The 23919-nt window shown below is 72.4% G+C and carries 26 protein-coding genes and 1 pseudogene; 14 read left to right on the forward strand and 13 right to left on the reverse strand.

Annotated elements, in window-relative coordinates; genetic code table 11:
• Positions 1-50 precede the first annotated feature (50 nt).
• A complete protein-coding gene (locus ACH35V_RS25075; RefSeq protein ID WP_395975473.1) occupies positions 51-746 on the reverse strand; it encodes a GntR family transcriptional regulator in 696 nt (231 codons plus the stop codon).
• A gap of 239 nt (positions 747-985) precedes the next feature.
• Here ACH35V_RS25075 and ACH35V_RS25080 point away from each other — a divergent pair, with 239 nt between their 5' ends.
• From ACH35V_RS25080 to ACH35V_RS25090, 3 genes are all read left to right on the forward strand, one after another.
• Complete coding sequence (locus ACH35V_RS25080) at positions 986-2212, forward strand: NRAMP family divalent metal transporter (RefSeq protein WP_395975475.1); 1227 nt, start codon at positions 986-988, stop codon at positions 2210-2212.
• A gap of 273 nt (positions 2213-2485) precedes the next feature.
• Positions 2486-3277, forward strand: a complete 792-nt coding sequence (locus ACH35V_RS25085) for a putative hydro-lyase (protein ID WP_395975477.1) — start codon at positions 2486-2488, stop codon at positions 3275-3277.
• A 21-nt stretch (positions 3278-3298) separates the two neighbouring features.
• Positions 3299-4720, forward strand: a complete 1422-nt coding sequence (locus ACH35V_RS25090; protein ID WP_395975479.1) for a cellulose binding domain-containing protein — start codon at positions 3299-3301, stop codon at positions 4718-4720.
• 18 nt (positions 4721-4738) lie between these two features.
• Here ACH35V_RS25090 and ACH35V_RS25095 read toward each other — a convergent pair whose 3' ends face one another.
• The 3 genes from ACH35V_RS25095 to ACH35V_RS25105 all read right to left on the reverse strand — a co-directional run bounded on the left by ACH35V_RS25095 (position 4739) and on the right by ACH35V_RS25105 (position 6573).
• Complete coding sequence (locus tag ACH35V_RS25095) at positions 4739-5221, reverse strand: nuclear transport factor 2 family protein (protein WP_395975481.1); 483 nt, start codon at positions 5219-5221, stop codon at positions 4739-4741.
• Between the two features lie 97 nt (positions 5222-5318).
• Complete coding sequence (locus ACH35V_RS25100; RefSeq protein WP_395975483.1) at positions 5319-5933, reverse strand: hypothetical protein; 615 nt, start codon at positions 5931-5933, stop codon at positions 5319-5321.
• A gap of 1 nt (position 5934) precedes the next feature.
• Positions 5935-6573 carry a hypothetical protein gene (locus ACH35V_RS25105; RefSeq protein ID WP_395975485.1) on the reverse strand — a complete coding sequence of 213 codons (639 nt, stop codon included), beginning with the start codon at positions 6571-6573 and terminating at the stop codon, positions 5935-5937.
• A 253-nt stretch (positions 6574-6826) separates the two neighbouring features.
• Here ACH35V_RS25105 and ACH35V_RS25110 point away from each other — a divergent pair, with 253 nt between their 5' ends.
• Positions 6827-7246 (forward strand): SSI family serine proteinase inhibitor, encoded by a 420-nt coding sequence (locus ACH35V_RS25110; RefSeq protein WP_395975487.1) that lies wholly within the window; start codon positions 6827-6829, stop codon positions 7244-7246.
• A gap of 152 nt (positions 7247-7398) precedes the next feature.
• Entirely contained in the window at positions 7399-7701 is a 303-nt protein-coding gene (locus ACH35V_RS25115) for a hypothetical protein (RefSeq protein ID WP_395975489.1), read from the forward strand.
• Here ACH35V_RS25115 and ACH35V_RS25120 read toward each other — a convergent pair.
• From ACH35V_RS25120 to ACH35V_RS25145, 6 genes are read right to left on the reverse strand one after another with little or no spacing between them, the layout of a single operon-like run.
• Complete coding sequence (locus ACH35V_RS25120; protein WP_395975491.1) at positions 7688-8176, reverse strand: nucleoside deaminase; 489 nt, start codon at positions 8174-8176, stop codon at positions 7688-7690. The two genes, ACH35V_RS25115 and ACH35V_RS25120, sit on opposite strands and share 14 nt — an antisense overlap.
• 12 nt (positions 8177-8188) lie before the next feature.
• Complete coding sequence (locus tag ACH35V_RS25125) at positions 8189-9199, reverse strand: LacI family DNA-binding transcriptional regulator (protein WP_131969104.1); 1011 nt, start codon at positions 9197-9199, stop codon at positions 8189-8191.
• 53 nt (positions 9200-9252) lie between these two features.
• Positions 9253-10701: a GH1 family beta-glucosidase gene (locus tag ACH35V_RS25130; protein WP_395975493.1), complete on the reverse strand. Its 1449-nt coding sequence runs from the start codon at positions 10699-10701 to the stop codon at positions 9253-9255.
• Positions 10698-11588 carry a carbohydrate ABC transporter permease gene (locus ACH35V_RS25135; RefSeq protein ID WP_395975495.1) on the reverse strand — a complete coding sequence of 297 codons (891 nt, stop codon included), beginning with the start codon at positions 11586-11588 and terminating at the stop codon, positions 10698-10700. The genes ACH35V_RS25130 and ACH35V_RS25135 overlap by 4 nt, the downstream gene beginning before the upstream one ends.
• Positions 11585-12571, reverse strand: a complete 987-nt coding sequence (locus ACH35V_RS25140) for a carbohydrate ABC transporter permease (RefSeq protein ID WP_395975497.1) — start codon at positions 12569-12571, stop codon at positions 11585-11587. The genes ACH35V_RS25135 and ACH35V_RS25140 overlap by 4 nt, the downstream gene beginning before the upstream one ends.
• Before the next feature lie 2 nt (positions 12572-12573).
• Positions 12574-13881: an ABC transporter substrate-binding protein gene (locus ACH35V_RS25145; RefSeq protein WP_395975499.1), complete on the reverse strand. Its 1308-nt coding sequence runs from the start codon at positions 13879-13881 to the stop codon at positions 12574-12576.
• A gap of 145 nt (positions 13882-14026) precedes the next feature.
• Here ACH35V_RS25145 and ACH35V_RS25150 point away from each other — a divergent pair, with 145 nt between their 5' ends.
• The 9 genes and pseudogenes from ACH35V_RS25150 to ACH35V_RS25190 all read left to right on the forward strand — a co-directional run.
• Complete coding sequence (locus ACH35V_RS25150; protein WP_395975501.1) at positions 14027-14743, forward strand: DNA polymerase beta superfamily protein; 717 nt, start codon at positions 14027-14029, stop codon at positions 14741-14743.
• A complete protein-coding gene (locus tag ACH35V_RS25155; RefSeq protein ID WP_395975503.1) occupies positions 14740-15510 on the forward strand; it encodes a DNA polymerase beta superfamily protein in 771 nt (256 codons plus the stop codon). Before ACH35V_RS25150 ends, ACH35V_RS25155 begins: the two co-directional genes overlap by 4 nt.
• A 113-nt stretch (positions 15511-15623) precedes the next feature.
• A complete protein-coding gene (ribA, locus tag ACH35V_RS25160) occupies positions 15624-16313 on the forward strand; it encodes a GTP cyclohydrolase II (protein ID WP_395975505.1) in 690 nt (229 codons plus the stop codon).
• An 8-nt stretch (positions 16314-16321) separates the two neighbouring features.
• Positions 16322-17149, forward strand: coding sequence for a CDP-alcohol phosphatidyltransferase family protein (locus ACH35V_RS25165; RefSeq protein ID WP_395975507.1), 828 nt, complete (start codon positions 16322-16324; stop codon positions 17147-17149).
• Positions 17106-18077, forward strand: coding sequence for a zinc-binding alcohol dehydrogenase (locus ACH35V_RS25170; RefSeq protein ID WP_395975509.1), 972 nt, complete (start codon positions 17106-17108; stop codon positions 18075-18077). The genes ACH35V_RS25165 and ACH35V_RS25170 overlap by 44 nt, the downstream gene beginning before the upstream one ends.
• 56 nt (positions 18078-18133) lie before the next feature.
• Positions 18134-18532, forward strand: a complete 399-nt coding sequence (locus ACH35V_RS25175) for a 6-pyruvoyl trahydropterin synthase family protein (RefSeq protein ID WP_395975511.1) — start codon at positions 18134-18136, stop codon at positions 18530-18532.
• Complete coding sequence (locus ACH35V_RS25180) at positions 18529-19638, forward strand: glycosyltransferase family 4 protein (protein ID WP_395975513.1); 1110 nt, start codon at positions 18529-18531, stop codon at positions 19636-19638. Before ACH35V_RS25175 ends, ACH35V_RS25180 begins: the two co-directional genes overlap by 4 nt.
• Positions 19635-20429: an SAM-dependent methyltransferase gene (locus tag ACH35V_RS25185; RefSeq protein ID WP_395975515.1), complete on the forward strand. Its 795-nt coding sequence runs from the start codon at positions 19635-19637 to the stop codon at positions 20427-20429. The genes ACH35V_RS25180 and ACH35V_RS25185 overlap by 4 nt, the downstream gene beginning before the upstream one ends.
• A pseudogene (locus ACH35V_RS25190) lies at positions 20357-21184 on the forward strand (lysylphosphatidylglycerol synthase transmembrane domain-containing protein); the annotation flags it as partial. The gene ACH35V_RS25185 and the pseudogene ACH35V_RS25190, both read left to right, overlap by 73 nt.
• A gap of 3 nt (positions 21185-21187) precedes the next feature.
• Here ACH35V_RS25190 and ACH35V_RS25195 read toward each other — a convergent pair.
• The 3 genes from ACH35V_RS25195 to ACH35V_RS25205 all read right to left on the reverse strand — a co-directional run bounded on the left by ACH35V_RS25195 (position 21188) and on the right by ACH35V_RS25205 (position 23908).
• Positions 21188-21862: a creatininase family protein gene (locus ACH35V_RS25195; protein ID WP_395975517.1), complete on the reverse strand. Its 675-nt coding sequence runs from the start codon at positions 21860-21862 to the stop codon at positions 21188-21190.
• Entirely contained in the window at positions 21762-22670 is a 909-nt protein-coding gene (locus ACH35V_RS25200) for a phosphatase PAP2 family protein (RefSeq protein ID WP_395975519.1), read from the reverse strand. The genes ACH35V_RS25195 and ACH35V_RS25200 overlap by 101 nt, the downstream gene beginning before the upstream one ends.
• Positions 22671-22954: 284 nt before the next feature.
• Positions 22955-23908 carry a zinc-binding dehydrogenase gene (locus ACH35V_RS25205; RefSeq protein ID WP_395975521.1) on the reverse strand — a complete coding sequence of 318 codons (954 nt, stop codon included), beginning with the start codon at positions 23906-23908 and terminating at the stop codon, positions 22955-22957.
• Positions 23909-23919: the final 11 nt, after the last annotated feature.

Genomic DNA, 23919 nt, shown 5'->3' on the forward strand with positions numbered 1-23919 from the left:
TCGTAGCCCGAAGCGCCGTGACCCGGGGGTCGTGACCCGGAGCCGGGGGATTACTCCTTCTCGCGGTAGGCCATCGTGAGTTGTGCTTCCGCGTCGTCCAGGTAGGAGCGGAGTTCTCCTTCGGCCCTCGTGAAGTCGCCCTGCGCCATCAGGTCGTAGAGGCGGCGATTGCGGGCAAGGTACGGCTCGTGGAACTCGCGCGGCGAGCCCATCTCGTGGAAGACGAGGCGCATCTCGACGAGCAGGTGGCCGATCATCTCGTCCACCCGCGGGCTGCCCATCAGGGCGGCGACGGCCTTGTGGAACTTGATGTCGGCGGTGCCGACGTCCGGCCAGCGCCCCAGCGCCGCGGCGTACTCGCCTTCCCGCACGGCGGCCTCGACCCGGCCGAGCGCGGCCTCGGGGGCGTCGCGCGCGCCGCGGACCGCCTCGCACTCCAGGATGCGACGGACGCGGTAGAGGTCGGCCAGCGCGTCCGCGGGCACGCGGCTCACGAAGATGCCGCGGTTGAACTCGTGCACGAGCAGCCGTTCCTTGACGAGCATCTGGAACGCCTCGCGCATCGTGTTGCGCGACACCCCCATGACGGCGGCGAGCTTGTCGTCGGACAGCCGCGTCCCGGGGACGAGCCGCCCGTCGGCGATCTTCTCGCGGAACACGTCCGCGACCCGGGTCGCGGTGCTCGACCGGTCCATGCCGTGCCGCGCCGCCGCGATCTCGTCGAGCCACGGCTCCTGCACGGTCATCGGCCCCGCCCCCTGGGGGACGACCCCCAGACCCCCGCGGGCGGCGCGCCCGATGATCCTCGCTGCGCTGCCGTCATCGGCCGTCCTTCCCTTGGGCGCGGCGGAGCGCCGCCGCCTCGGTACGCGGGTGAAACGCCAGCGTATCCCAAGGACCCCGGAATATCTCAACAAGGGGATTGCTCGATTGTTGAACAATCTCTACGCTGGCGGAAAGGCGCATCCCTGGAAGGGCCAGCCCCATGACGGATCGGACCCTGGACAAGCCCCCGGCACCATCCGCACCCTCCCGCCGCGGCGCGCTCCTCGGCGCCATGTTCCTGATGGCCACCAGCGCCATCGGCCCCGGCTTCATCACCCAGACCACCGTGTTCACCGCCAAGCTCGGCGCCGCGTTCGCGTTCGCGATCCTCGTGTCCGTGCTGGTGGACATCGCGATCCAGCTCAACGTGTGGCGCATCGTCGGCGTGTCCGGCATGCGCGCCCAGGAGCTCGGCAACCGCGTCCTGCCGGGCGCCGGCTACGCGCTCGCCGCGCTGGACGTCTTCGGCGGCCTCGTCTTCAACATCGGCAACATCGCCGGCACCGCCCTCGGCCTGAACGCGCTGCTCGGCCTGGACGTCAAGATCGGCGGCGGGATCTCCGCGCTCGTCGCGATCGCGATCTTCCTCAGCCGCCGCGCCGGCGTCGCGATGGACCGCATCGTGGTCCTCCTCGGCGCCGTGATGATCCTCCTGACGCTGTACGTGGCGTTCGTGTCCGACCCGCCCCTCGGCGACGCGCTCAGGCAGAGCGTCGCGCCCGAGACCGTCGACTTCCTCGTCATCACCACCCTGATCGGCGGGACGGTCGGCGGCTACATCACCTACGCGGGCGCGCACCGCATGATCGAGTCCGGGCTGACCGGGCCGGAGCACGTCCGGCAGATCAACCGCAGCGCCGTCACCGGCATCCTCGTCACCGCCGTCATGCGCGTGCTGCTGTTCCTCGCCGTCCTCGGCGTCGTGGCGGGCGGCGTGACGCTCGCCAAGGACAACCCGCCGTCCTCGGCGTTCGAGCACGCGGCGGGCGAGGCCGGGGTGCGCCTGTTCGGGCTGATCATGTGGTCGGCCGCGATCACGTCGGTGATCGGCGCGTCCTACACCTCGGTGTCGTTCCTCGTCTCGTTCTCGTCCTTCGTCGAGAAGTACCGCAACCGCCTGGTCGTGGCGTTCATCCTCGTGTCCGCCGTCATCTACCTCATCATCGGGACGACCCCGGCCAAGTTGCTCGTCCTCGCGGGCGCGCTGAACGGGATGATCCTGCCGTTCGGGCTCGGCGTGCTCATGTGGGCGGCCGCCCGCCGCCGCGACCTGCTCGGCGGCTACCGGTATCCGGCCTGGATGCTCGTCCTCGGCGGCGTGGCCTGGGTGATGTCGCTGTATTTGAGCTGGGATCTGCTCACCGAGCTCGACCAATTGTGGAGGTGAGGACGAAATTCCAGATTTATCTCAGCAAGCGGGAACCATGGGACCGGGGCCGCGCGTTCAACCAGACAAGGCCGCTGGCGACAGTCAGGATTGGGGCCGTCCGGGTCATGCGGCGCTCGGCGTGGGGGTGTCGGGCGTCGCAGACCCGGACTCATTTCCCCCTCTGATCGCGCGGCCTTCATCGAATCCCCTTTCGCGATCCTCCGCATCGGTCTCGCCCTTCCACGGGTCCCGCTCCTTGCCCGACCGTTCCACGGTTCCGAAGGAGAGACCATGACCGGACCCCTCGACCCGCGGGCGCTGTCGCCGGAGCAGGCCAGGGCCCTGTTCCGCGAGGGCCTCCGCGTCCCCACCGCCGGCTGGTGCGCGGGCTGGACGCAGGCGAACCTGATCTCCGTCCCCCGCGAGCAGGCGTACGACCTGCTGCTGTTCGCGCAGCGCAACCCCAAGCCGTGCCCCGTCCTGGACGTCACCGAACCCGGCGGGACGTCCGCGTCCCTGTTCGCCGGCGACCTGCGCACCGACCTGCCCGGCTACATCGTCTACGAGCACGGCGAACCCGTCGCCGAGGTGCCCGACGTGACCGGGTACTGGCGGGACGACATGGTGTCGTTCCTCATCGGCTGCAGCTTCACCTTCGAGGACGCGCTCCGCGACGCGGGCGTCCCCGTCCGGCACATCGAGCAGAACCGGAACGTCCCCATGTACCGGACGAACCGGATGTGCCGCCGCGCGGGCGAGTTCGGCGGGCCGCTCGTCGTCTCGATGCGTCCGGTGCCCGCCGCGCAGGTGGCCGACGCCGTCCGGGTCACGGCCCGGTACCCGTCCGTGCACGGCGCGCCCGTCCACGTCGGCGACCCCGTCGAGCTCGGCATCGACGACCTCGGCCGTCCCGACTTCGGCGACCCCGTCGAGATCCGGGTGGACGAGATCCCCGTGTTCTGGGCGTGCGGCGTGACCCCGCAGGCGGCGGTGACGGCGTCCCGGCCGAAGCTCGCCATCGGGCACGCCCCCGGCCACATGGCGATCACCGACGCCCGCGACACCCGGTACGTGGTGCCCTGAGCACGGCATTAGGCTGCCCCCATGCCCGAGATCGTCGCCCCGGGCGACCGCCTCGGGGACCGCTACCGCCTGGACAGGCCCCTCGGCGCCGGCGGGATGGCGACCGTCTGGCGCGCGGACGACCTCGTCCTCGACCGTCCCGTCGCGGTGAAGGTGCCCAAGGAGGGCTGGCCCGAGGAGTTCACGCGGCGGCTCCGCCAGGAGGCGAAGGCCGCCGCCGGCCTCACTCACCCGAGCATCACCGGCGTCTACGACTACGGCGAGCACACGACGACGTCCGGGGGGTCGTCGCCCCAGCGGCAACACGTCCCGTACGTGGTCATGGAGCTGCTGGACGGCGAAAGCCTGTCGGCCCGCCTTTCCAGGGGGCCGCTGCCCTGGCGGGAGGCCGCCGGGATCTGCGCGCGCGTCGCCGACGCCTTGGCCGCCGCCCACGCCGCCGGGATCGTCCACCGCGACGTCAAGCCGGCGAACATCTTCCTCACGCCGGTCGGCGTGAAGGTCCTGGACTTCGGCATCGCCTTCACCGGCCTGTCCGCGTCCGGCGGGCCCGTGCTCGGCACCCCCGCCTACGTGGCCCCTGAGCTGTTGTCGGGGTCGGCGCCCACTCCGGCCGCGGACATCTTCTCGCTGGGCGTCGTCCTGCACGAGTCGGTGACCGGGCTGCCCGTGTCCACCGCGGCCCTCCCGAAGGGCGTCCCGGACGAGGTCGCCGCCCTCTGCCGCCGCTGCCTCAGCGAAGACCCCGCCTCCCGCCCGGCCGCCGCCGAGACGGCCCGCCTCCTGGCCGGCGCGTCCGGCGTCCAGCTCGCCCGGTTCGCGCCGCCGCACGCGCAGGCCGACGACGCGCCGCCCGAGCCGCCGCCGGAAGAGACCTCGATCCTGGACGCCCCGGCCCCGCCCGCCGAGCCGAAGCACGACCCGAACCCCACGCGGGTCCTGGACGAGCCGCCTCCCCTGGACGAGCCGCCGCCCCCGTCGGCGCGGAAACCGCTGATCATCGCGGGGATCGCGGTCGGGGCGATCGCGCTGGTGGCGGTGCTGCTGGCGGCGCTGTCCCCGGACCCGTCCGAGCCGACCGCCGCGCCGCCGCCCACCGCGAGCCCGTCGCAGACCGCGCCGGCCGCCGCCTGCTCCGTCTCGTACCGGATCGTCGGGACGTGGGAGCAGGGATTCCAGGCGGCGGTGCGGATCACGAACCACGGCGGCGGCGCCATCGACGGCTGGACGCTCGGCTTCGAGTTCCCGGACGGGCAGGCGATCGTCCAGCTGTGGAACGGCAGCCAGGTGCAGAGCGGCTCGTCGGTCACCGTGACGTCGGCCGACTGGAACAGCGCGATCCCGCCCGCCGGAACGGCCGAGTTCGGCTTCCTCGGACGCCAGGACGGCGCGAACTCCGCCCCGTCCCGCTTCACCCTGAACGGCGCCCCCTGCGGCCCCTGACGGCCGCCGTCCGCGTCGCTACCGGGGGCGGACGTGGGGCGGGAGCCTCTCGGGATGGCGCAGGTGGTGGACGACGTCGCCGGCGAGGTCGAGGGCGATCCGGCGTTCGGCGAAGCGCCAGGCGCCGTCGCGGCGCTCGAAGGTGTCGCGGTAGGTGCCGCACGCGATCGGCTGCAGGGGCATGGCGGGCACGGCCTGGAGGACCGTGTAGTACGCCTTCGACGTCGCGGTGCCGGCGTCCTCGTCCACCTCGATGGCGAGGTTGGTGGTCACGTGCCTGGTGCGCAGGGTGCCGTCGTCGTGGACGATCACCGTCTTCGCGAACATGTCCGCGATGGCGTCGCCGCCGTGCAGCGAGCCTCCGCTGTCGGTGAACACCGCGTCGGCGAACAGGTCGCGGATCCCGGCGAAGTCGGCGGCGTCCACGCATTCGGCGTAGCGGAAGATGAGGTTCGCGATCGCCTGGTGGCTCGGTTGATCGCTCGGGTGGCGGGTGGGCATCGGCGGTGGTCTCCGGGCCGGATCGGGTGGGTGCTGGCCGTCCGATCATCGGCCCGGTGCGGCGCGGGGCGTCCCGGCGTCCCGGTGAGCAGGACGGTCAGCCGGGCGGGATCATGAGTTCGACGCCGATCAGGGACGCGAGGACGAGGGTGCGCTGCGGCTCCGGGAGCGGGTGGAAGAGGCGGACGGTGTGGCTGCGGCGCCGCTCGGCGTAGGTGGAGTGGCCGGTCTGGTAGGTGGCGATCTGGGTGCCGCCGGGGTCGGCGATCGTGCCCGGCTCCTTCGCGTTCCGCAGGCCGGGGGTGGTCAGGAGCGCGGTCTCGTTCCCGTGCGCGTCCAGCAGGGCGTAGCGGCCGCCCTGCTGGCCGGACATCAGCTTGAAGATGCCCTTGACCCCGCCGGTGGACACGGCGATGGAGCCGATGCGGCCACCGTTCGGGGCCACCACGTGGGCCGGTTGCGGGCGCATGGGGTCGTCGGTGCGGTCGATGTAGAAGTACGGCGTCTGGTCGGGGCCCGCGACGCAGAGGACGACGCGGCTCTCGTCGTACTGGGCGTGCGGGTTGGCGTAGGGCATGGCGGCCTCGTCCGGGCGCCTGACCTGGACGCGGGTGACGTTGGCGAGCAGCTCGCCGCCGTCGTGGAAGACGTACTCGCGCGGCCGCTGCGGTTCGTCGATCGTCCAGGTGAGGGCCTCGTACAGGTTCGGCACGTCAGCTCCGGGTCAGGTCGAACGCGAGGGGCGAGGCGATGACGAGCGTGCGCAGCGGGTCGGGGAGCTGGTACATCAGCTGCAGGGAGTACCGGTCCTTGAACGTGGCCTCCTTGACGTCGGCGCGCGCGATGCGCTGGCCGTTCATGTCGGTGTAGTCGCACGCGACCGGGACCCACCGGACGTTCTCGGCCGCGCCCGTGCGCCGCATCTCCCACGCCAGCTCGCACAGGGGGCGGTCGGCGGCGTCGAGGAGGCGGTGCCGCATGGCCGCCGCCCCGGCGAGGACGTTCATCATGCCCCGGCCGACGCCGCCGCCCGCCATCTGCTGCGCCACGCCGACCAGGTCGTACTGGAACCGGCCGATGACGGTCCCGTCGGGCGCGACGATCGCGACGGGCGCGCCGTCCTGGCGGTCGACGTAGAACAGGGGCGCCCCGTCGAGGCCGGAGACCTGGACGACGACCCTCGCGTCCTTCAGGCCGGAGCTGAACATGCCGAGGAGCCCCTTGCGCGGCTTCGGGCCCGAGACCTGGGCTGCCTGGCCGAGGGGCCGGTCGTCCTGGCCCTCGATCCGGTACTCCAGTTGCGACGACTGCTGCTCGATCTTGAGGAAGGGCGAATTCAACAAGTCGGTCATGGCAGGCCAGCCTAGCGGCGGGCCGCCCGGCCCGTGCCCGCGATGCGGTACCACAGCCGTCCGCCGAATTGCCATTGCACATATGAGCAGACTTGGTTTAAGTGTGAACGGGTGGCCAGGTTGGGACGAAGAATGGCCTTGTCTGGGGGAGTTTGCCGCACTTAGTGTCGGGCGTGCGGCGGGACGTCCACCACAATTCGGCGCCCGGCCGGCCAATGCCGCGGACCGCGGCAGGCAATTCAGGGAGGAATTCATGCATATGTCACGTGCCCGTTTCCGATGGGCCGCCGCGCTGGCGGGAATGGCGGTCGCCGTGCAGGCCGGGCCCGCGCTGGCGGCGCCCGCGCCGGCCGCGTCCGGGCAGGCGCGGGAGCCTGTCGGCCGCTACCTGCTGATGGTGGCGCCCGAGCACGGCTCCGTCACCGCGGTCAACCTGTGGTGCCGCCCGGACGGAGGGACGCACCAGTCCCCGTCCGCGGCCTGTGACCAGCTTGAATCCGTCAACGGCGAGGTGCGGCGGATCGCGGAGAAGCGCGGGGCCTGCACGCTGGAGTACGCGCCCGTCCGGGTGATCGCCGAAGGCAGCTGGCGCGGAAAGGCACGCCATTTCGCTCAGACGTATCCGAACCGGTGCGCGGCCGTCCACCAGACCGGCGGAGTCCTTTTCCGGTAGAGCACCCATGGACGCGGGCCGCCGGGCGATCGGGTGGGGTCCGTCCGGCGGCCCGCATTTAACGGAGGCGTCACGCGATGTTCGTTTTCACCGGACCGGACGTTCTGGTCACATATGAGCGCTCCGGAGGATTCGCCGGAATTCGGGAAAGGGTGACGGTCGACGTTTCCGGGACGGCCGTCGTCAACGACAGGAAGATCACGCTCGACGACGCGGAAATGCGCGGCCTGCGCGCCGCGCTGAACGGCGTCGTGACCACATGGTCGTCGGCGGCGGGATGCGACGTGGCCGACCACTTCACCTACACGCTCGCCTACCGCGGCCACCGGGCGACGCGCTGCCGGCTGCCGTCCGACTGGCGGGCGGCGGTGGAGCGGCTGGAGGCGCTCACCCGGCGGGAGACGGTCCCTCAGCGGGAGGCGCTCACCGGGCGGGAGGCGCTTACCCGGCGCTGACGGCGCGGGTGTGGAGGTCCCGCATCGCGGCCTCCAGGGACGCGACCGGGCCGTCCACCGGCAGGCCCGGCACGACCTCCTGGACCGGGATCGCGGCGACCGGGCCGGGCTCGACGCCGAGCTCGGCCCGCCACGCCGCGAGCTGCGCGGACGAGAGGACGTAGACGATCCGGCCGAGGCCCACCCACCCGTGCGCGGCCGAGCACATCGGGCAGTGCTCCCCGGACGTGAACACCGTCGCCGCCGCGCGCTCCTCCGGCGTCAGGTGAGCGGCCGCCCACCGGGCGGCCTCGAACTCGGGGTGGCGGGTCTGGTCGCCGTCCGCGGTGCGGTTGCGGTCCTCGAAGAGCGTTTCGCCCGACTCGGCGGCCAGCACCGTCCCGAACGGCTCGTCACCCGCGTCGAGGGCCTCGGCGGCGAGTTCGACGCAGCGGTTCAGGTGGACGAGTTCCCCGGCGGTCGGTTCATAGGCCATGGAACGATCATGTCAGGCGGAGTCGCGGAGGACCAGGTGGGGCCGCAGGATGACCACCGGGTCGGCGACGGTCTCGCCGCGGATCCGCGACACCAGCAGCCGCGCCATCTCCCGGCCCATCTCCTCCGGCGACTGGTGGACGGTCGTCAGCGGCGGATCGGCCAGCGGCGCCGCGGCGGAGTCGTCGAACCCGATGACGGCGACGTCGCCGGGGACGCGGCGGCCGTGCCGGCGCAGGACGCGCAGCGCGCCGAGCGCCATCGGGTCGTCGGCGGCGAACACCGCGTCCACCGACGGCTCGGCGGCCAGCAGCCGCTCCGCCGCGGCGATCCCGCTGGCCTCGCCGAAGTCGCCGTACTCGACCAGCTCGGGCAGCCCCGCCGCGGCGAGCGCGTCCCGGTAGCCGGCCAGCCGGTCGATGCCCACGCCCATGTCCTGCGGGCCGGCGATGGTCGCGATCCGCCGCCGTCCAGCGGCGACCAGATGCGCGACGGCCTCGCGGGCGCCGCTGCGGTTGTCGACGTCGACGTAGCTGACCGGGGACAGCCCTGGCGGGCGGCCGCCGAGGACGGTCGGCACGCCGTTGGCCTCCAGCTTCGCGGGCAGCGGGTCCTCGGCGTGCAGGGACGTGAGCAGGACGCCGTCCACGTGCTGGGTGGTGAGGTAGTCCTCAAGCCGCCCGTACTCGGCGGGGGAGCGGGCGAGGGCGAGCAGGAGCTGCAGCCCGGTGTCGGCCAGGCCGTTGCCGATGCCGCGGATGATCCCGGCGAAGTACGGCTCGTCGAACAGCCGCTGGTCCGACTCGGCGACGACGAGCGCGACGGTGTCGGTGCGGCGGGTGACGAGGGTGCGGGCCGCGCGGTTCGGCACGTACCCGAGCTCCTCGATCGCCTTCAGCACCGCGTCCCGGGCGCGCGGGCTGACCCGCGGCGAGCCGTTGATCACCCGCGACACCGTGCCGCGGCCGACCCCGGCCCGCGTCGCGACCTCCTCCAGGGTCGGGCGCGTGCTCCTGCCCGCCATCTGGCCCCCTTCTCGTCCGTGCCGCCCGTCCTGCCCGGTCGGCCCCGCTCCGGTCAGTCCCGCCCGGGGAGCCCGCCGCGCTTGATCACACCGGCGTACCACCGCGCGCTGTCCTTGGGCGCGCGGCGTTGCGTGGCGTAGTCGACGTGGACGAGCCCGAAGCGCTTGGAGTAGCCCCAAGCCCACTCGAAATTATCCAGCAGCGACCACGTGAAGTACCCGCGAAGCGGTACACCGCCGGAGACGGCGTCGTGGCATGCCCGGAGATGCGCGTCGAGGTAGGCGATGCGGCCCGCGTCCTTCACCGTGCCGTCCTCGTCCGGGGTCTCGTCGTAGCCCGCGCCGTTCTCCGTGATGTACAGCGGGACGGACGGGTATTCGCCGTGCACCCGCGTCAGCACCTCGTGCAGCCCGCCCGCGTCGATGTCCCAGCCCATCCCCGTCACCGGCCGCCCGGATGGGACGAACCGGACATGGCCGCTGCCGACCCACGGCGAGTGCGTCGCGAACGGCGACGACGCGGCCTGCGCCGCCTCGCCCGGCGTGCCCGCGACGGTGTGCCGCGAGTAGTAGTTGATGCCGAGCTGGTCGATCGGCTGGTGGATCACGGCCAGGTCCTCGCTCGGCGGGTTGAACCCGTGGCCGGACGTGTCGGCGAGGACGTCCCACGGGTAGCGGCCGAGCAGCAGCGGGTCGAGGAACAGCCGGTTCTGCAGGCCGTCCACGCGGCGGGCCGCGTCGACGTCGGCGGGGTCGTCCGTCGCGGGGGACACCGCGTACAGGTTGACGGCCGCGCCGAACCGGTTGCGGGGGGCTTGCGCCCGCATCGCCTGGACGGCCAGGCCGTGGCCGAGCATCAGATGGTGCGCGGCGTGCAGCGAAGCGGACGGGTCGCGGCGTCCCGGCGCGTGCTCCCCGGACGCGTACCCGAGGAACGCCGCACACCACGGCTCGTTCACCGTCGTCCAATGCCGGACGCGGTCGCCGAGCGCCTCGTGGACGTGGGCGGCGTACTCGGCGAACCGGTGCGCCGTCTCCCGCTCGGGCCAGCCGCCCTTGTCCTCCAGCGGCTGCGGGAGGTCCCAGTGGTAGAGCGTCGGCCACGGCTCGATCCCGGCGTCCAGCAGCGCGTCCACCAGCCGCCCGTAGAAGTCGAGGCCCTCCTGGTTGAACGCGCCGGACCCGGCGGGCTGGACGCGCGGCCACGAGATCGAGAACCGGTACGAGGTGAGCCCGAGGTCCTCCATCAGCGCGACGTCGTCGCGGAACCGGTGGTAGTGGTCGACGGCGACGTCGCCGGTGTCGCCGCCGAGGACCTTGCCGGGGGTGCGGGCGAAGGTGTCCCAGATGGACGGCCCGCGCCCGCCCTCCTCGGCGGCGCCCTCGATCTGGTAGGCGGCGGTGGCGGCGCCCCAGCGGAACCCGGTCGGGAACAGCGCGGCGGAAGTCGCGGCGGAAGTCGCGCCGGTGTCGTCGCTGGTGTCGTCCTGTAGGGAGGTCACGCCTTCACAGCACCTTCCATGATTCCGCCGATGATCTGGCGGCCGAAAACGATGAAAACGATGAGGAGCGGCAGGATCGCCACGCTGGTCCCGGCGAACATGAGCGTGTAGTCCTTGAAGTACGCGTTCGCCAGGTTGTTGATGGACAGCTGCACCGTCGGGTTGTCGGGGCTCAGCACCGCGAGCGGCCACATGAACTCGTTCCAGGTCTGCATGAACGTGAACAGGCCGAGGACGCCCGCGGCGGGACGCAGCGCGGGCAGCACGACGCGCCAGTAGATGCCGAACGTGGTGCACCCGTCGACGCGGGCCGCCTCGATCAGCTCGTCCGGGACGGCCTGCTCGGCGTACTGCCGCATCATGAACACGCCGAACCCGGTGACCAGGAACGGGACGATGACCGCCTGCAGCTGGTTCTGCCACCCCAGCTCCACCATGATCATGTAGAGCGGGATGATGCCCATCTGCACCGGGATCATCATCGTCGCGACGATGACGAGCAGCAGCGCGTTCTTGCCGCGGAAGCGCAGCTTCGCGAACGCGAACCCGGCCAGCGAGGCGAAGAACACCGTCGAGACCGTCACCGCGGCGGACGCGATGGCCGAGTTCAGCAGGCCCTTGGCGAAGTAGGCCTCGGGGTTGTCGAACAGCCGCCCGACGTTGTCGCCGCCGTGCGCGCCGGGCAGCAGCGGCGGCGGGACGTCCGCGACCACGGTGTTCGTGCGCGTCGCCACGATGATCATCCAGTAGATCGGGAACAGCGACAGCGCCAGCGCGGCGATCAGCGTGAGGTAGGTCAGCGGGCTGGCGTTCCAGAGCCCGCGGAACCGTCCGGGATGCCGGGCCTCCCGCCCGGAGCGCCGCGGCCCGGCCAGGAGCGTGGTCATTTCGTGCCTCCCGTCCGGCGGACCGCCAGAAAGTTGATCAGGGAGAACACGATGATCAGCACGAACAGCGCCCAGGCGACGGTCGCGCCGTAGCCGTACCGGTCGTGCCCGAACGCGTTGTCGTACATGTACATCGTGATCGTCTGGAACTGGTGCGCCGGGCCGCCGTCCATCTTGTTGGGCGTCCCGACGCTGAACAGCACGGGCTCGGTGAACAGCTGCAGCCCGCCGATCGTCGAGATGATCACCGTGAAGATGATCGTGGGACGCAGCATCGGCACCGTGATCTGCCAGAACTGCCGGAACCTGGACGCGCCGTCGATCGCGGCCGCCTCGTACAGGTCCTTCGGGATCGCCTGCATGGCGGCCAGGTAGATCAGCGCGTTGTAGCCCGTCCAGCGCCAGTCGACCATCACCGCGATCGCGAGCCAGGACCAGCCGCGGCTGCTCGCCCAGGCGATCGGGTCGACCCCGACCAGCCCGAGCGCCCAGTTGATCATGCCCCAGTCCTTGTCGAACATCTGGGTGAACACGATCGCCACGGCGGCGGTCGAGGTGACCAGCGGCGCGACCATCCCGATCCGGAACAGGGTCGGCACCCGCATCCGCCGGTTCAGCGCGTTCGCGATCATCAGCGCGATCAGCAGCTGCGGGACGGTCGCGACGACGAAGATCCCGAGGGTGTTGACCGTCGCGTGCCAGAAGTCGGCGTCCGACAGCAGGTAGTCGTAGTTGTCGAGCCCGACGAACTCCCGCGTCCCCGACGCCAGCTCCCACTCGTGCAGCGACACCCAGAGCGTGAAGCCGAGCGGGAACGCGCCGAACACCAGGAAGACCAGGTAGAACGGCGAGATGAAGGCGTAGGGCGCGCCCTTCAGGTCGAGCCGGGCCGCCCGGGACCGCCACGTTCGGCGCGGTCCCGGGCCGGCCTTCGCCGAAGCGGGCGGCGGCCCGTTCCGGCTCGGGCGCAGATCGGTGGCCATCGTTACCTGGCGGCCTTCTCGGCCTCGCCGACGGACTTCGACCAGGCGTCCGCGGGCTTCTGCTCACCCTGCCCCACGGAGATCAGGACGTTCTCGACCGCGGCCCGCACGTCCTCGTTCTTCGGCCCGAGGTACACGGGCTTCACCGCGGCGACGAGCTGCCCGAAGATCTGGCCGATCGGGGCGTCGCTGAAGTACGCGCTCTTCGCGCCCGCGACCGCCGGGTCCTGCGCGGCCTGCGGCGACGACGGGAAGACGTTCTTCTCCTTGAACGCGCCGACCTGCCCCTGCGGCGAGGTCAGGAACTTGGCCAGCTCGGCGGCGGCCTTCTCGTGCTTGGTCTGCTTCGGCACGGCCAGCCACGACCCGCCCCAGTAGCCGGAGCCGCCCGGGGTCGTCGCGACGTCCCACTTGCCCTTGCCCGCGGCGCCGGAGAACTCCTCGATGCCCCCGAGCATCCAGGACGGGCACGGCACCGTCGCGAACGTGTCGCGCTTGAGCGCGGTCTGCCACGGCGGCGTGAAGATCGACATGTCGGCGGTGAGCCTGCCCTGCGCGAACTTCAGCGACGTGTCGAACGCCTGCCGCACGGCCGGGTTGGAGTCGAAGACGAGCTTGTCGTCCTTGTCGAAGAAGCTGTGGCCGGGCCCGCTGCCCGCGTTCTGCAGGACGGTCGCGCGGAACACGGCGGTGGGGCCGTCCAGCCACTTGCTGCCGGGCACCTCCTGCTGGAACTTCTGCCCGGTGGTCAGGAACGCGTCCCATGTCGGCCACAGCTTGCCGACCTCGCCGCGCTCGGTCGGCAGCCCGGCCTTCTTGAAGAGGTCCTTGCGGTAGCACATGGCGAGCGGCCCGACGTCGGTGCCGAGCCCGACGAGCTGCTTGCCGTCCGGGCTGGTGCCCATCTGCCACTTCCACGGCAGGAAGTTCTGCTCCAGCGCCTTGCCGCCGTGGTCGAAGAGGTTGACGAACTTGGTCCGCTGCTGCATGTAGAGCGGCAGGATGCCCTCCTCCAGCATGACGACGTCGCCGGCGCCGCTGGCGGTGGCCATCCACTGCTGGATGCGGGGCTTGTACTCGTCCAGGCTGGACACCTTGCGCTGCTTGATCGTGACGTTCGGGTGCGACTGCTCGTACTGCTTGTAGAGCTCGTCGTAGCCCGGCTCGCCGAAGACGTCGACGGTGAGCTCGACGGGCCCGCTATCCGAGCCGCCCTCCTCGTCGCCGTCGCCCCCGCAGGCGACGGCGAGACCGCCGGCGAGCACCGCCGCCATCGCCGTGCTCAGGCCGCGCCGCATGATGGCCCTCATCGCGGACCCCTCTCAGGTCGTGACTGCCGTTCCGTGTGTGGGAGCGCTCCCACGAAGGAAAGACCGAACACGGCTCAGTGTCAATGCGCTGAAACACAACCGTTACAAGTCGACACCTGGCGGCGGGCTGCGCCAGGCTGCGTCCGTGACGACCTCCGACCACCCTTCCGACCGGCAGGGCGCCGGGCTCGACCTCGTCCGCGACCACACGATCCTGTCGGTCGTGACGGGGTCGCGCGCCTACGGTCTGGCGACGGACGGCAGCGACGTCGACCGGCGCGGCGTCTACGCGGCGCCGGCCCCGCTGTTCTGGCGTTTCACCAAGCCGCCCACCCATCTGGACGGCCCGCTGCCCGAGCAGTTCTCCTGGGAACTCGAACGGTTCTGCGAGCTGGCGCTGGACGCGAACCCGACCGTCCTGGAGTGCCTGTGGTCGCCGCTCGTCGAGAAGGTCACGCCGGACGGCGAGGAGCTGCTGGCCGTCCGTCCGGCGTTCCTGTCCCGGCACGTGCACCGCACGTTCCTCCGGTACGCCGAGGCCCAGTTCCGCAAGCTGGAGGGCGACCTGCGCAACGGCGGCGCGCCGCGCTGGAAGCACGTCATGCACATGCTGCGGCTGCTGGTCAGCGGGGCGCATCTCGTCCGGCACGGCGAGCCGCTCGTGGACGTCGGCGACCTGCGCGACCGGCTCCTCGCCGTCCGCCGCGGCGAGGTCGGCTGGGACGAGATCGAGACCTGGCGCGCCGCCCTCACCGCCGACCTGGACGAGGCCGCCGCCCGCAGCCCGCTGCCCCCCGAACCCGACCGCGCCGCGGTCGAGGACCTGCTGATCTCCATCCGGCGAAGGAGCGTGGACCGGTGACCTTCCCCGTGGACCCGCCCGCGGACCTGCCCGGCGGCATGCTCGACCGGCTCGCCGCCGTCCACCCGTACCCGCGAGCGTTCGTCACCGTCAGCGGCGCGCACCTGTACGGGTTCCCGTCGAAGGACTCCGACGTCGATCTGCGCGGCGTCCACCTGCTGCCGCTGGAGGAGATCGTCGGCCTGGAGAAGGGGGAGGAGACCGTCACGCTCATGTGGGACCACGCGGGCGTCGAGGCCGACGCCGTCACCCACGACCTCGCCAAGTTCTGCACGCTGCTGCTGCGGCGCAACGGGTACGTCCTGGAGCAGGTCATGTCGCCGCTTGTCGTCGCCACGTCGCGGGTGCACGACGAGCTGAGGTCGCTGGTCCCGGGGCTGGTCACGTCCAACCACGCGCACCACTACCTCGGCTTCGCGCGGACGCAGTGGAACCTGTTCGAGCGGACGAACGAGCTGAAACCGCTCCTCTACACGTTCCGGGTGCTGCTGACCGGAATCCACCTGATGCGGACGGGCGAAGTAGAAGCCGACCTGACGCGCCTCACCGCCGACGGCCCGCCGTACCTGCCCGACCTGATCGAGGCGAAGCGGGCCGCCGAGCACGGCGCGCTGCCCGGGGACGCGCCCGCCGTGCCACGCCTCCAGGACGACGTCGCCGCGCTCACCGCGCGCCTCGAAACCGAGCGCGACCGCAGTGACCTGCCGGAAGTCCCGGCGAATCGCCGTGCCGTCCACGACTTGGTGGTCCGGACGCGCATACGCTGAACCCTGAGGTGCCTCCCCTCCGTGCCACGGATCAGACGGACCGTTTCACAACGCAACCGCCGCGTGCGTCCGCCACGTACCACGGGTGATTGCGAAGCCGAGGAAGGGGAGCGATGCGCGACCAGGGCATCGAGCAGAACGACATCGCGGAGGCGGATCTGCGGACACGGCGGGGCGTGTTCCGCGCCGTCGCGTTCCGGGACCCGGTCGACGGGCACGAGCACATGGCGCTCGTCCGCGGCGACGTCAGGGGCCGGGAGGACGTGCTCGTCCGGACGCATTCGGAGTGCATGACCGGCGACATCTTCGCCGCCACGCGCTGCGAGTGCGGGGACCAGCTCGGCGCGGCGCTGGACGCGATCGTCCGCGAGGGCGCCGGTGTCCTGGTCTACCTGCGGGGGCACGAGGGACGCGGGATCGGGCTGGTGGCGAAGGTCCGGACCCACATCCTGCAAGACGACCAGGGCCTCGACACGGTCGACTCCGCCACCGCCATCGGGCTGCCGGTCGACGTCCGCGACTACGGCCCGGCCGCCCGCGTCCTGCGGTACCTGGAGGTCCGGTCGGTGCGGCTGATGTCGAACAACCCGGCCAAGGTCAGCGCGCTGGAGTCGTACGGCGTCGAGGTCGCGGCGCGGGTGCCGCTGCTCGTCCCGGTCAGCGACGACAACGTCCGGTATCTGACGGCCAAGCGCGACCGCCTCGGCCACGACCTCCCCCAGCTCGACGCGCCGGACGCCCTCGGCGAGCTCGACTCACTCGACTCGCTCGACGGGACGACGGTCGGCGAGGCCCGCCGATGACGCGCCCGATGACCGCGCCCCGGCCGGTCGGGGTCGTCTGGCGCGCCGCCGCGCCGCCCCGGCGGAAGGGGCTGCGGCTGACCAGGGGCGCCGAGCTGGCCGGCGCGGCGGGCGTGCAGGTCGCGCTGGTGGCGGCGCTGCGGCCGGGGATCGCGGGCCTGGCGGTGGGCGTCGTGTACGCGCTGTCGGCGTGGGCGATCCTCAGCGCGGCGTTCCGCGGGCGGCGGGCGCTCGGCCCCGCCGATCACGTGACGCTGACCCGGGTCATCCTCACCGGCGGTGTTTCCGCCCTGGTCACGGGGCATCTCCTCGGTGGCGGGCACACGTGGACGCTCGTCGCGGTCGCGTCGGTCGCGCTCGTCCTGGACGGGGTGGACGGGCAGGTCGCCCGCCGCACCGGGACTGCGTCGCCGCTCGGCGCGCGGTTCGACATGGAGGTCGACGCCTTCCTCGTGCTGGTGCTGAGCGTGCACGTCGCGTGGACCGCCGGGGCATGGGTGCTGGCGATCGGCGTCATGCGGTACGCGTTCGGCGCGGCGGCCTGGGCGGCGCCGTGGCTGCGCGCCGACCTGCGGCCGAGCATGGCGCGGAAGGCGGTCGCGGTGGTGCAGGGCGTGACGCTGGCCGCGGCGGCGTCGGGCGTCGTCCCGTACGCGGGCGCGCTGGCGGGGGCGGCGCTCGCCCTGCTGGTGTGGTCGTTCGGACGGGACGTGGTGTGGCTGTTCACGCGCCGTGAACGCCGCGCCGCGCGGCGCGTCCCGGTGAGCCGAGGGAGTCGGGGGAGGAGCACGGATGGTGCGCGAAGCCCGCGCGTTCTGGATCCGGTCGCCCGGTAGCGGGGAGATCCGCGACGAGGCGCTGCCGGAGCCGGGACCCGGCGAGGTGCTGGTCCGGACGCTCTGCACCGGCGTGAGCCGGGGCACGGAGGCGATCGTGTTCCGCGGCGGCGTCCCGCCGAACCAGCACGCGGTCATGCGGGCGCCGTTCCAGGACGGGACGTTCCCCGGCCCGGTCAAATACGGCTACCTGAACGTCGGCGTGGTCGAGGACGGCCCGTCCGGCCTCCTCGGGCGCCCAGTGTTCTGCCTGTATCCGCACCAGACCCGGTATGTCGTCCCGGCGAGCGCGGTGTGTCCCGTCCCGGACGACGTGCCGCCGGAGCGGGCCGTCCTCGCCGGGACCGTCGAGACCGCGGTGAACGCGCTGTGGGACGCCGCGCCGCTGATCGGCGACCGCATCGCCGTCGTCGGCGCCGGGATGGTGGGCTGCTCGGTCGCCGGAGTCCTCGCCGGGTTCCCGGGGTGCCGCGTGCAGCTCGTCGACACCGACCCGTCCCGGGAGGGCGTCGCGCGGGCGTTCGGCGTCGAGTTCGTCCTGCCCGAGCAGGCGGACGGCGGCTGCGACCTGGTGATCCACGCCAGCGCCACCGAGGCCGGGCTGGCGCGGTCGCTGGAACTGCTCGCGCCGGACGGCGAGGTCGTGGAGCTGAGCTGGTACGGGGACCGGCGGGTCGCCGTCCCGCTCGGCGAGTTCTTCCACTCGCGGCGGCTGACCGTCCGGGCCAGCCAGGTCGGCGCGGTGCCACCCGCCCGCCGGTCGCGCCGCGGCTTCGCCGACCGGCTGGCGCTGGCGCTGAGCCTCCTCGCCGACCCCGCGTTCGACGTCCTGATCACCGGCGAGAGCGCCTTCGCCGAGCTGCCGACGATCATGCCGCTTCTCGCGAGCGGTGAACTTCCCGCGCTCTGCCACCGAATCACCTACTGAGACCCCGCCGAGCCCCGACCGACCCGACCGACCCCGACCGACCGACTGGAGAGCACGTGTTCGCGATCACCGTCCGCGACCATGTCATGATCGCGCACAGCTTCCGCGGCGAGGTCTTCGGACCGGCCCAGCGGCTGCACGGCGCCACCTACGTGGTGGACGCGACGTTCCGCCGCCCCGCCCTCGATCCGGACGGCATCGTCGTCGACATCGGCCTCGCCACCCGCGAACTGGGCGAGGTCCTGGCGGCCCTCAACTACCGCAACCTGGACGACGAGCCCGACTTCGCCGGAGTCAACACCTCGACGGAGTTCCTCGCCAAGGTCATCGCCGACCGCCTCGCCGACCGGGTCCACGCGGGCGCGCTCGGCGAGCACGCGCGCGGCCTCGCCGGAATCACCGTGGCGCTGCACGAGTCGCACGTCGCCTGGGCGAGTTACGAGCGCGAGCTATGACCGCGACGACCGCTTCGGCGGCGACGACCTCGCAGGCCGCGCACGAGATCTGCTTCGTCGTCCCCGGCGACATCGACGACGCCGACGTGCCGAGCGGCGGGAACCACTACGACCGGATGCTGTGCGTGGAACTGGCGGGGTCGGGACGTCCCGTCCGGGAGCTGGCGGTGCCGGGAGCGTGGCCGCGCCCCGATTCCGCCGCCCGCGCCGGTCTCACGCGCGCGCTCGCCGGGCTGCCCGACGGCTCCGTCGTCCTGCTGGACGGGCTGGTGGCGTGCGGTGTCCCCGAGATCGTCGTCCCGGAGGCGGGACGGCTGCGGCTCGCCGTCCTCGTCCACCTCCCGCTGGCGGACGAGCCCGGGCAGTCCGACCTGAACGCCGCCGAACGCAAAACGCTGGAAACGGTCGGCGCGGTCGTGGCGACCAGCCCGTGGGCGCGTGATCACCTCATCGCGCATCACGGCCTCGAAGCGTCCCGCGTCCACGCCGTCACCCCCGGAACGGAGCCCGCGCCGCTCGCGACCGGCACCGACGGCGCGACCCGCCTCCTGTGCGTCGCGTCCGTGACCCCCCGCAAGGGCCACGACATCCTGGTCGAGGCCCTCGCCGCCGTCGCGCATCTGCCCTGGCAGTGCGACTGCGTCGGGCCGCTGCGCCGCGACCCCGAGCACGTGACGCGCCTGCAGCGGCTGATCGCCCGGCACCGCCTCGGCGACCGCGTCCGCCTGGAGGGGCCGCTGACCGGCGGACGCCTCGACGACGCCTACGCGTCCGCCGACCTCGTCGTCCTCGCGTCCCGCGCCGAGACGTACGGGATGGTCGTGACGGAGGCGCTCGCGCGCGGCGTCCCCGTCGTCGCGACCGCCGTGGACGGCGTGCCCGGCACCCTCGGCTGGGACGCGTCCGGGGCCGTCCCCGGACTCCTCGTCCCGCCCGACGACCCCGGCGCGCTGGCCGCCGCGCTGCGCCGCTGGCTCGTCGAACCCGACCTGCGGAGCCGCCTGCGCGCCTCCGCCCGACTGCGCCGTGACACCCTCCCCGGCTGGGACGACACCGCCCGCCGCATGGCCACCGTCCTGTCCCGGCTCCGGAGGGAAACGCGATGAACTTCGATCCGTCTTGGCTGGCGCTTCGCGAGAGCGCCGACGCCGCCGCACGCGCCACCGAGCTGCTCGTCCCGCTCCGCGCCGCCCTTCCGCCGGACGAGCCGCTGGTCATCTGGGACCTCGGCTGCGGTACCGGCTCGCTCGGACGCTGGCTGTCCGGGCGGCTGCGCGGCCCGCAGCACTGGATTCTGCACGACAACGACCCCGCCCTGCTCGACCAGGCCGCCGCAAACATCTACACCACCGCCGACGGGCGCCGCGCGTCGATCGAGACCCGGAAGGGCGACGTCGGCTCGCTCCAGGCGTCCGACCTGGTCGGCGCGTCGCTGGTCACGGCGTCCGCGCTGCTGGACGTCCTCACCGCCGCCGAGATCGAGACGATCGCCGCCGCGGCGGCCTGCCCGGCGCTGCTGACGCTGTCGGTGGTCGGACGCGTCCGGCTGTCCCCGCCCGACCCGCTCGACGCCGAGCTCGCGGCCGCCTTCGACGCGCACCAGCGCCGCGCGGGCCTCCTCGGACCGGACGCCGTGACCACCGCGACCGAGGCGTTCGGACGGCGCGGCGCCACCGTCCAGACGCGGTCGAGCCCGTGGCGGCTCGGCCCCGGCCAGTCAGCGCTGACTTCCGCCTGGTTGCGCGGCTGGGTGGCCGCCGCCACCGAGCAGCGCCCCGAGTTGGCCCCGGCCGCAGACGCCTACCTGCGCCGCCGCCTGGACGAATGCGCCACAGGAGCGCTCACCGTCGAGGTCCATCACATCGACCTGCTGGCCCTCCCCGGGAGGACGTCGTGACGCGACTCTGGCCCTGGCTGCGCCTGCTCACCGGGCTCGGCATCCTCGCCGCGCTCCTCTGGTGGCACAGCACGGACGCGTTCGTCGACGCCCTCCACGCAATCGACGCCCGCTCCATCATCATCGCCCTGGCCATCGGCCTCCTGACGACCATCCTGAGTGCGGCCCGCTGGCGCCTGGTGGCCGCCCGGCTCGGCCTGAACCTGCCCCTGACCAGCGCCGTCACCGACTACTACAAGGCGCAATTCCTGAACGCCGTCCTGCCCGCCGGGATCCTCGGGGACGTCCACCGCGCCGTGAGCCACGGCCACCGCTCGGGCGCCAGCGGCGTCCGGGCCGTGTTCCTCGAACGGATCACCGGCCAGGTCGTGCCCATCACGGTGGGCGCGATCGTCCTGTTCACCCAGCCCGCCGTGCTGTCGGCCATGACACCGGCGCTGATCACGCTGGCGGTCGTCCTGAGCGTCCTGCTCATCATCGCCCGGTGGCGCCACCGCGCCCTGGCGGCGACGTTCGCGGACGCCCGCGCCGTCCTGGACGCCTGGCCCGCCATCACATTCCTGTCGGTCGCCGCACTCGCCGGGCACCTGACACTGTTCGTGGTCGCCGCCCGTCTAGCGGGTTCTACGGCCCCACTCCTAGACCTCCTGCCCCTGCTTCTCCTGGCGCTCCTCGTGATGGTGCTGCCGGTGAACGTCGGCGGCTGGGGCCCCCGCGAGGCCGTCCTGGCCCTGGCGTTCGGCGCGGCCGGGCTCGGCTCAGCGCGGGGCCTGACCGTCTCCGTCGTGTACGGGGTGCTCACCTTCGTCGCGTGCCTGCCGGGCGCCGCGGCCCTGCTGCTGAAGCGCCGCGAGGCAGTCCCCGAACGACGCGACGAGGTTCGCCAGCACGTCCCGGCCCTTGCCGGCGCGGGCCAGTGACGGCCGCCCGATGACGCCGGACGCGGTGTAGGCGGCCATCCCCGCCGTCAGCAGATGCCGCCGGTCATCGGCCAGATGATCGGCGGTCTCGTACCCGTCCTTGACCAGCTCCGGATGGGCGTGCAGCAGGATCGACGTCTCCAGCTCCCCGGCATGCATGTCGCTGTCACCGGACGTCTCGATCCCCGCCGCCCTCCGCGCGTCCTCCCACTCGGCCAACCCCGGGAAGAGCGCCATGTCCCCGTGCGCCTCCTGAACCACGTTCCCCAGCACGTAGTTGCCCCCGTGCCCGTTCACCAGGACGAGCTTCGGCACCCCGGCGCGGGCGAGCGACTCGGCGACGTCCCGCACCACCGCGTGCAGGGTCGCCGCCGAGATGCTCACCGTCCCGGGCCAGGCCGCGCCCTCGTGCTCATGCGAGCACGAGATCGTCACGGGCGGGAGCGTCCGCACCGGGTACGCCTTCGCGATCTCCCGGACGATCGTGCAGGCGATCACCGTGTCCGTCGCCAACGGCAGGAACGGGCCGTGCTGCTCGTGGCTCCCGATCGGCAAGACCGCCACGGGAACGTCCGGTACCTCGGAACTGGTGTGCGTCGGCAGCATGCACCCCACCCTGCCGCACCCGCTCCACCAGCGAAACCAGCGCCATCGCCCCGGCCAGCAGCGCGGCGGCGACGATCCCGTCCGTCCAGTAGTGGTTGGCCGTCACGACCACCACGAACACCGTGATGGGCGCGTGCATCGCGATGACCCACCGCCACCGGCTCCGCGACACCCGCACCACCGCGACCGCCACCAGGATCGCCCACCCGATGTGCAGCGACGGCATCGCCGCGTACTGGTTCGCGATCCCCTCGGCCGCCCCCGCCGGATAGGCGGACGGCCCCACCGTCAGCATCGTGTCGATGGCCCCGATCTGCGCCAGCCGCGGCGGCGCCAGCGGAAACAGCATGTGCACGAGCAGCCCCGCCGCCGTCAGCGCGACCAGCTCGTTCCGGACCCTGCCGTAGGACGACCGGTGCCGCACGTACAGCCAGACCAGCAGCAGCGCCGTCCCCGGAAAGTGCACGCCCACGTAGTACACGTTCGCGAGGAGCGCGGTGTGGTCCCACCCGAGCGCCCACTGCTGGAAGTCGACCTCGTTGGGCAGCCACGACCGCTCGAAATGCCACAGCCATGCGGCGTTCGCCATCGCCTCGCCGGGCCCGTGCTCGAACAGCGTCCGCCCCCACTTGTAGAAGGCGAACAGCACCGCCAGCAGCCCGACCTCGCTGACCAGCGGCCGCACCACCCCGCGCCGCATCGCCACGCTCGCCATGTGTCCTCCCCGTGCCCGGTCGTCGTCGTCCAATGACAACCTTCGCGTCCGACATTCCAGGAGGCACTGGCCCCAGCCACCCGAACCGGGAAGGGAAAGCCCCCACACCGGGGTGGAGCTAACCCCACCCCGCCGCGCCCTGCCGAACCCCCGGCCAGAGCGTCAACCCAGGCCGGACGTGATCTCTTCCCCACCTGGCCAAATCCGGCCGTCGCCGACCGGCCGACGATCAATGTCTCGCGCGAACCCACGGCTCGCGGGGGCCGCGCGTCCAGAACGCGGTCCTAGAGGAGCAGCAGGGTTTTGGCTAGGACGGTTCGGTTCTCGATGGCCGCGTGGGCTTCGGCAGCGTTTTCCAGCGGGAATGTCTGGCCGATGACGGGTCTGATTACGCCCTCGGCGGCCTTCTCTAGGGCACTGCCCAGGAGGCGCATCCGTTCGTTCTTGCTGATCTGCACATCCCGGATGCCGCGCAATGTGACACCCCGGCGTTCGGCTTCCTGCGGGTCGGCGGCAGTGAATCCGCCCAGGGTGGCGCCGTGGGCAGAGAAAGTGCCGCCGTTTTTCGTGGCGGCGAAGGCCGCGAGGCCGATCTCATCGCCGACGCCGTCGAAGACCACGTCCACCTTTCCGAGGATCTCGTCCGTCCAGCCGGGCTTCGAGTAGTCGAGCACGACGTCCGCACCCAGTGCGCGGGCCAGCTCCAGCTTCCGCGCACCGCGAGCCGCCGCGACGACCCGCGCGCCCTGCGCGTGCGCGAGCTGGACGAGAAGGACGCCCATCCCACCGGTAGCGCCCACCAAAAGGACGGTGTCCCCGGCCTTGACCTCGGTGCCCTCGAACACACAAAGCGCGGTCACACCGTCATGCAAGAGCGCCGCGGCCTCGTCGAGGCCCAGGCCGTCGGGTATGGGCAGAACATTCTCCAGGGGTGCCACGACCTGTTCGGCGTAGCCGCCGTTCTCGACGGACACGACGACGCGGCGCCCGATCCAGGCCGGGTCGACGCCCGTCCCGACGCCGACCACCTCGCCCGCCCCGCCGCCGCCCGGCACGTACGGCGGCGACGTGTCGAAGAACTCCCTGGCCCTGCCCGCGCGGATCCGGGTCTCCACGAACATGGTGTCCGCGGCGGCCAAGGCGATCACGACCTCACCGGGACCGGCCACAGGGGCCGGCGTCTCCCGTACCTCCAGGACCTCCGGCCCGCCGAACTCCTTCACTTCGATCACTCGCATGCTCGGCCTCT

The organism is Actinomadura sp. 1N219, assembly GCF_044326405.1.
Classification (GTDB): Bacteria; Actinomycetota; Actinomycetes; order Streptosporangiales; family Streptosporangiaceae; genus Spirillospora.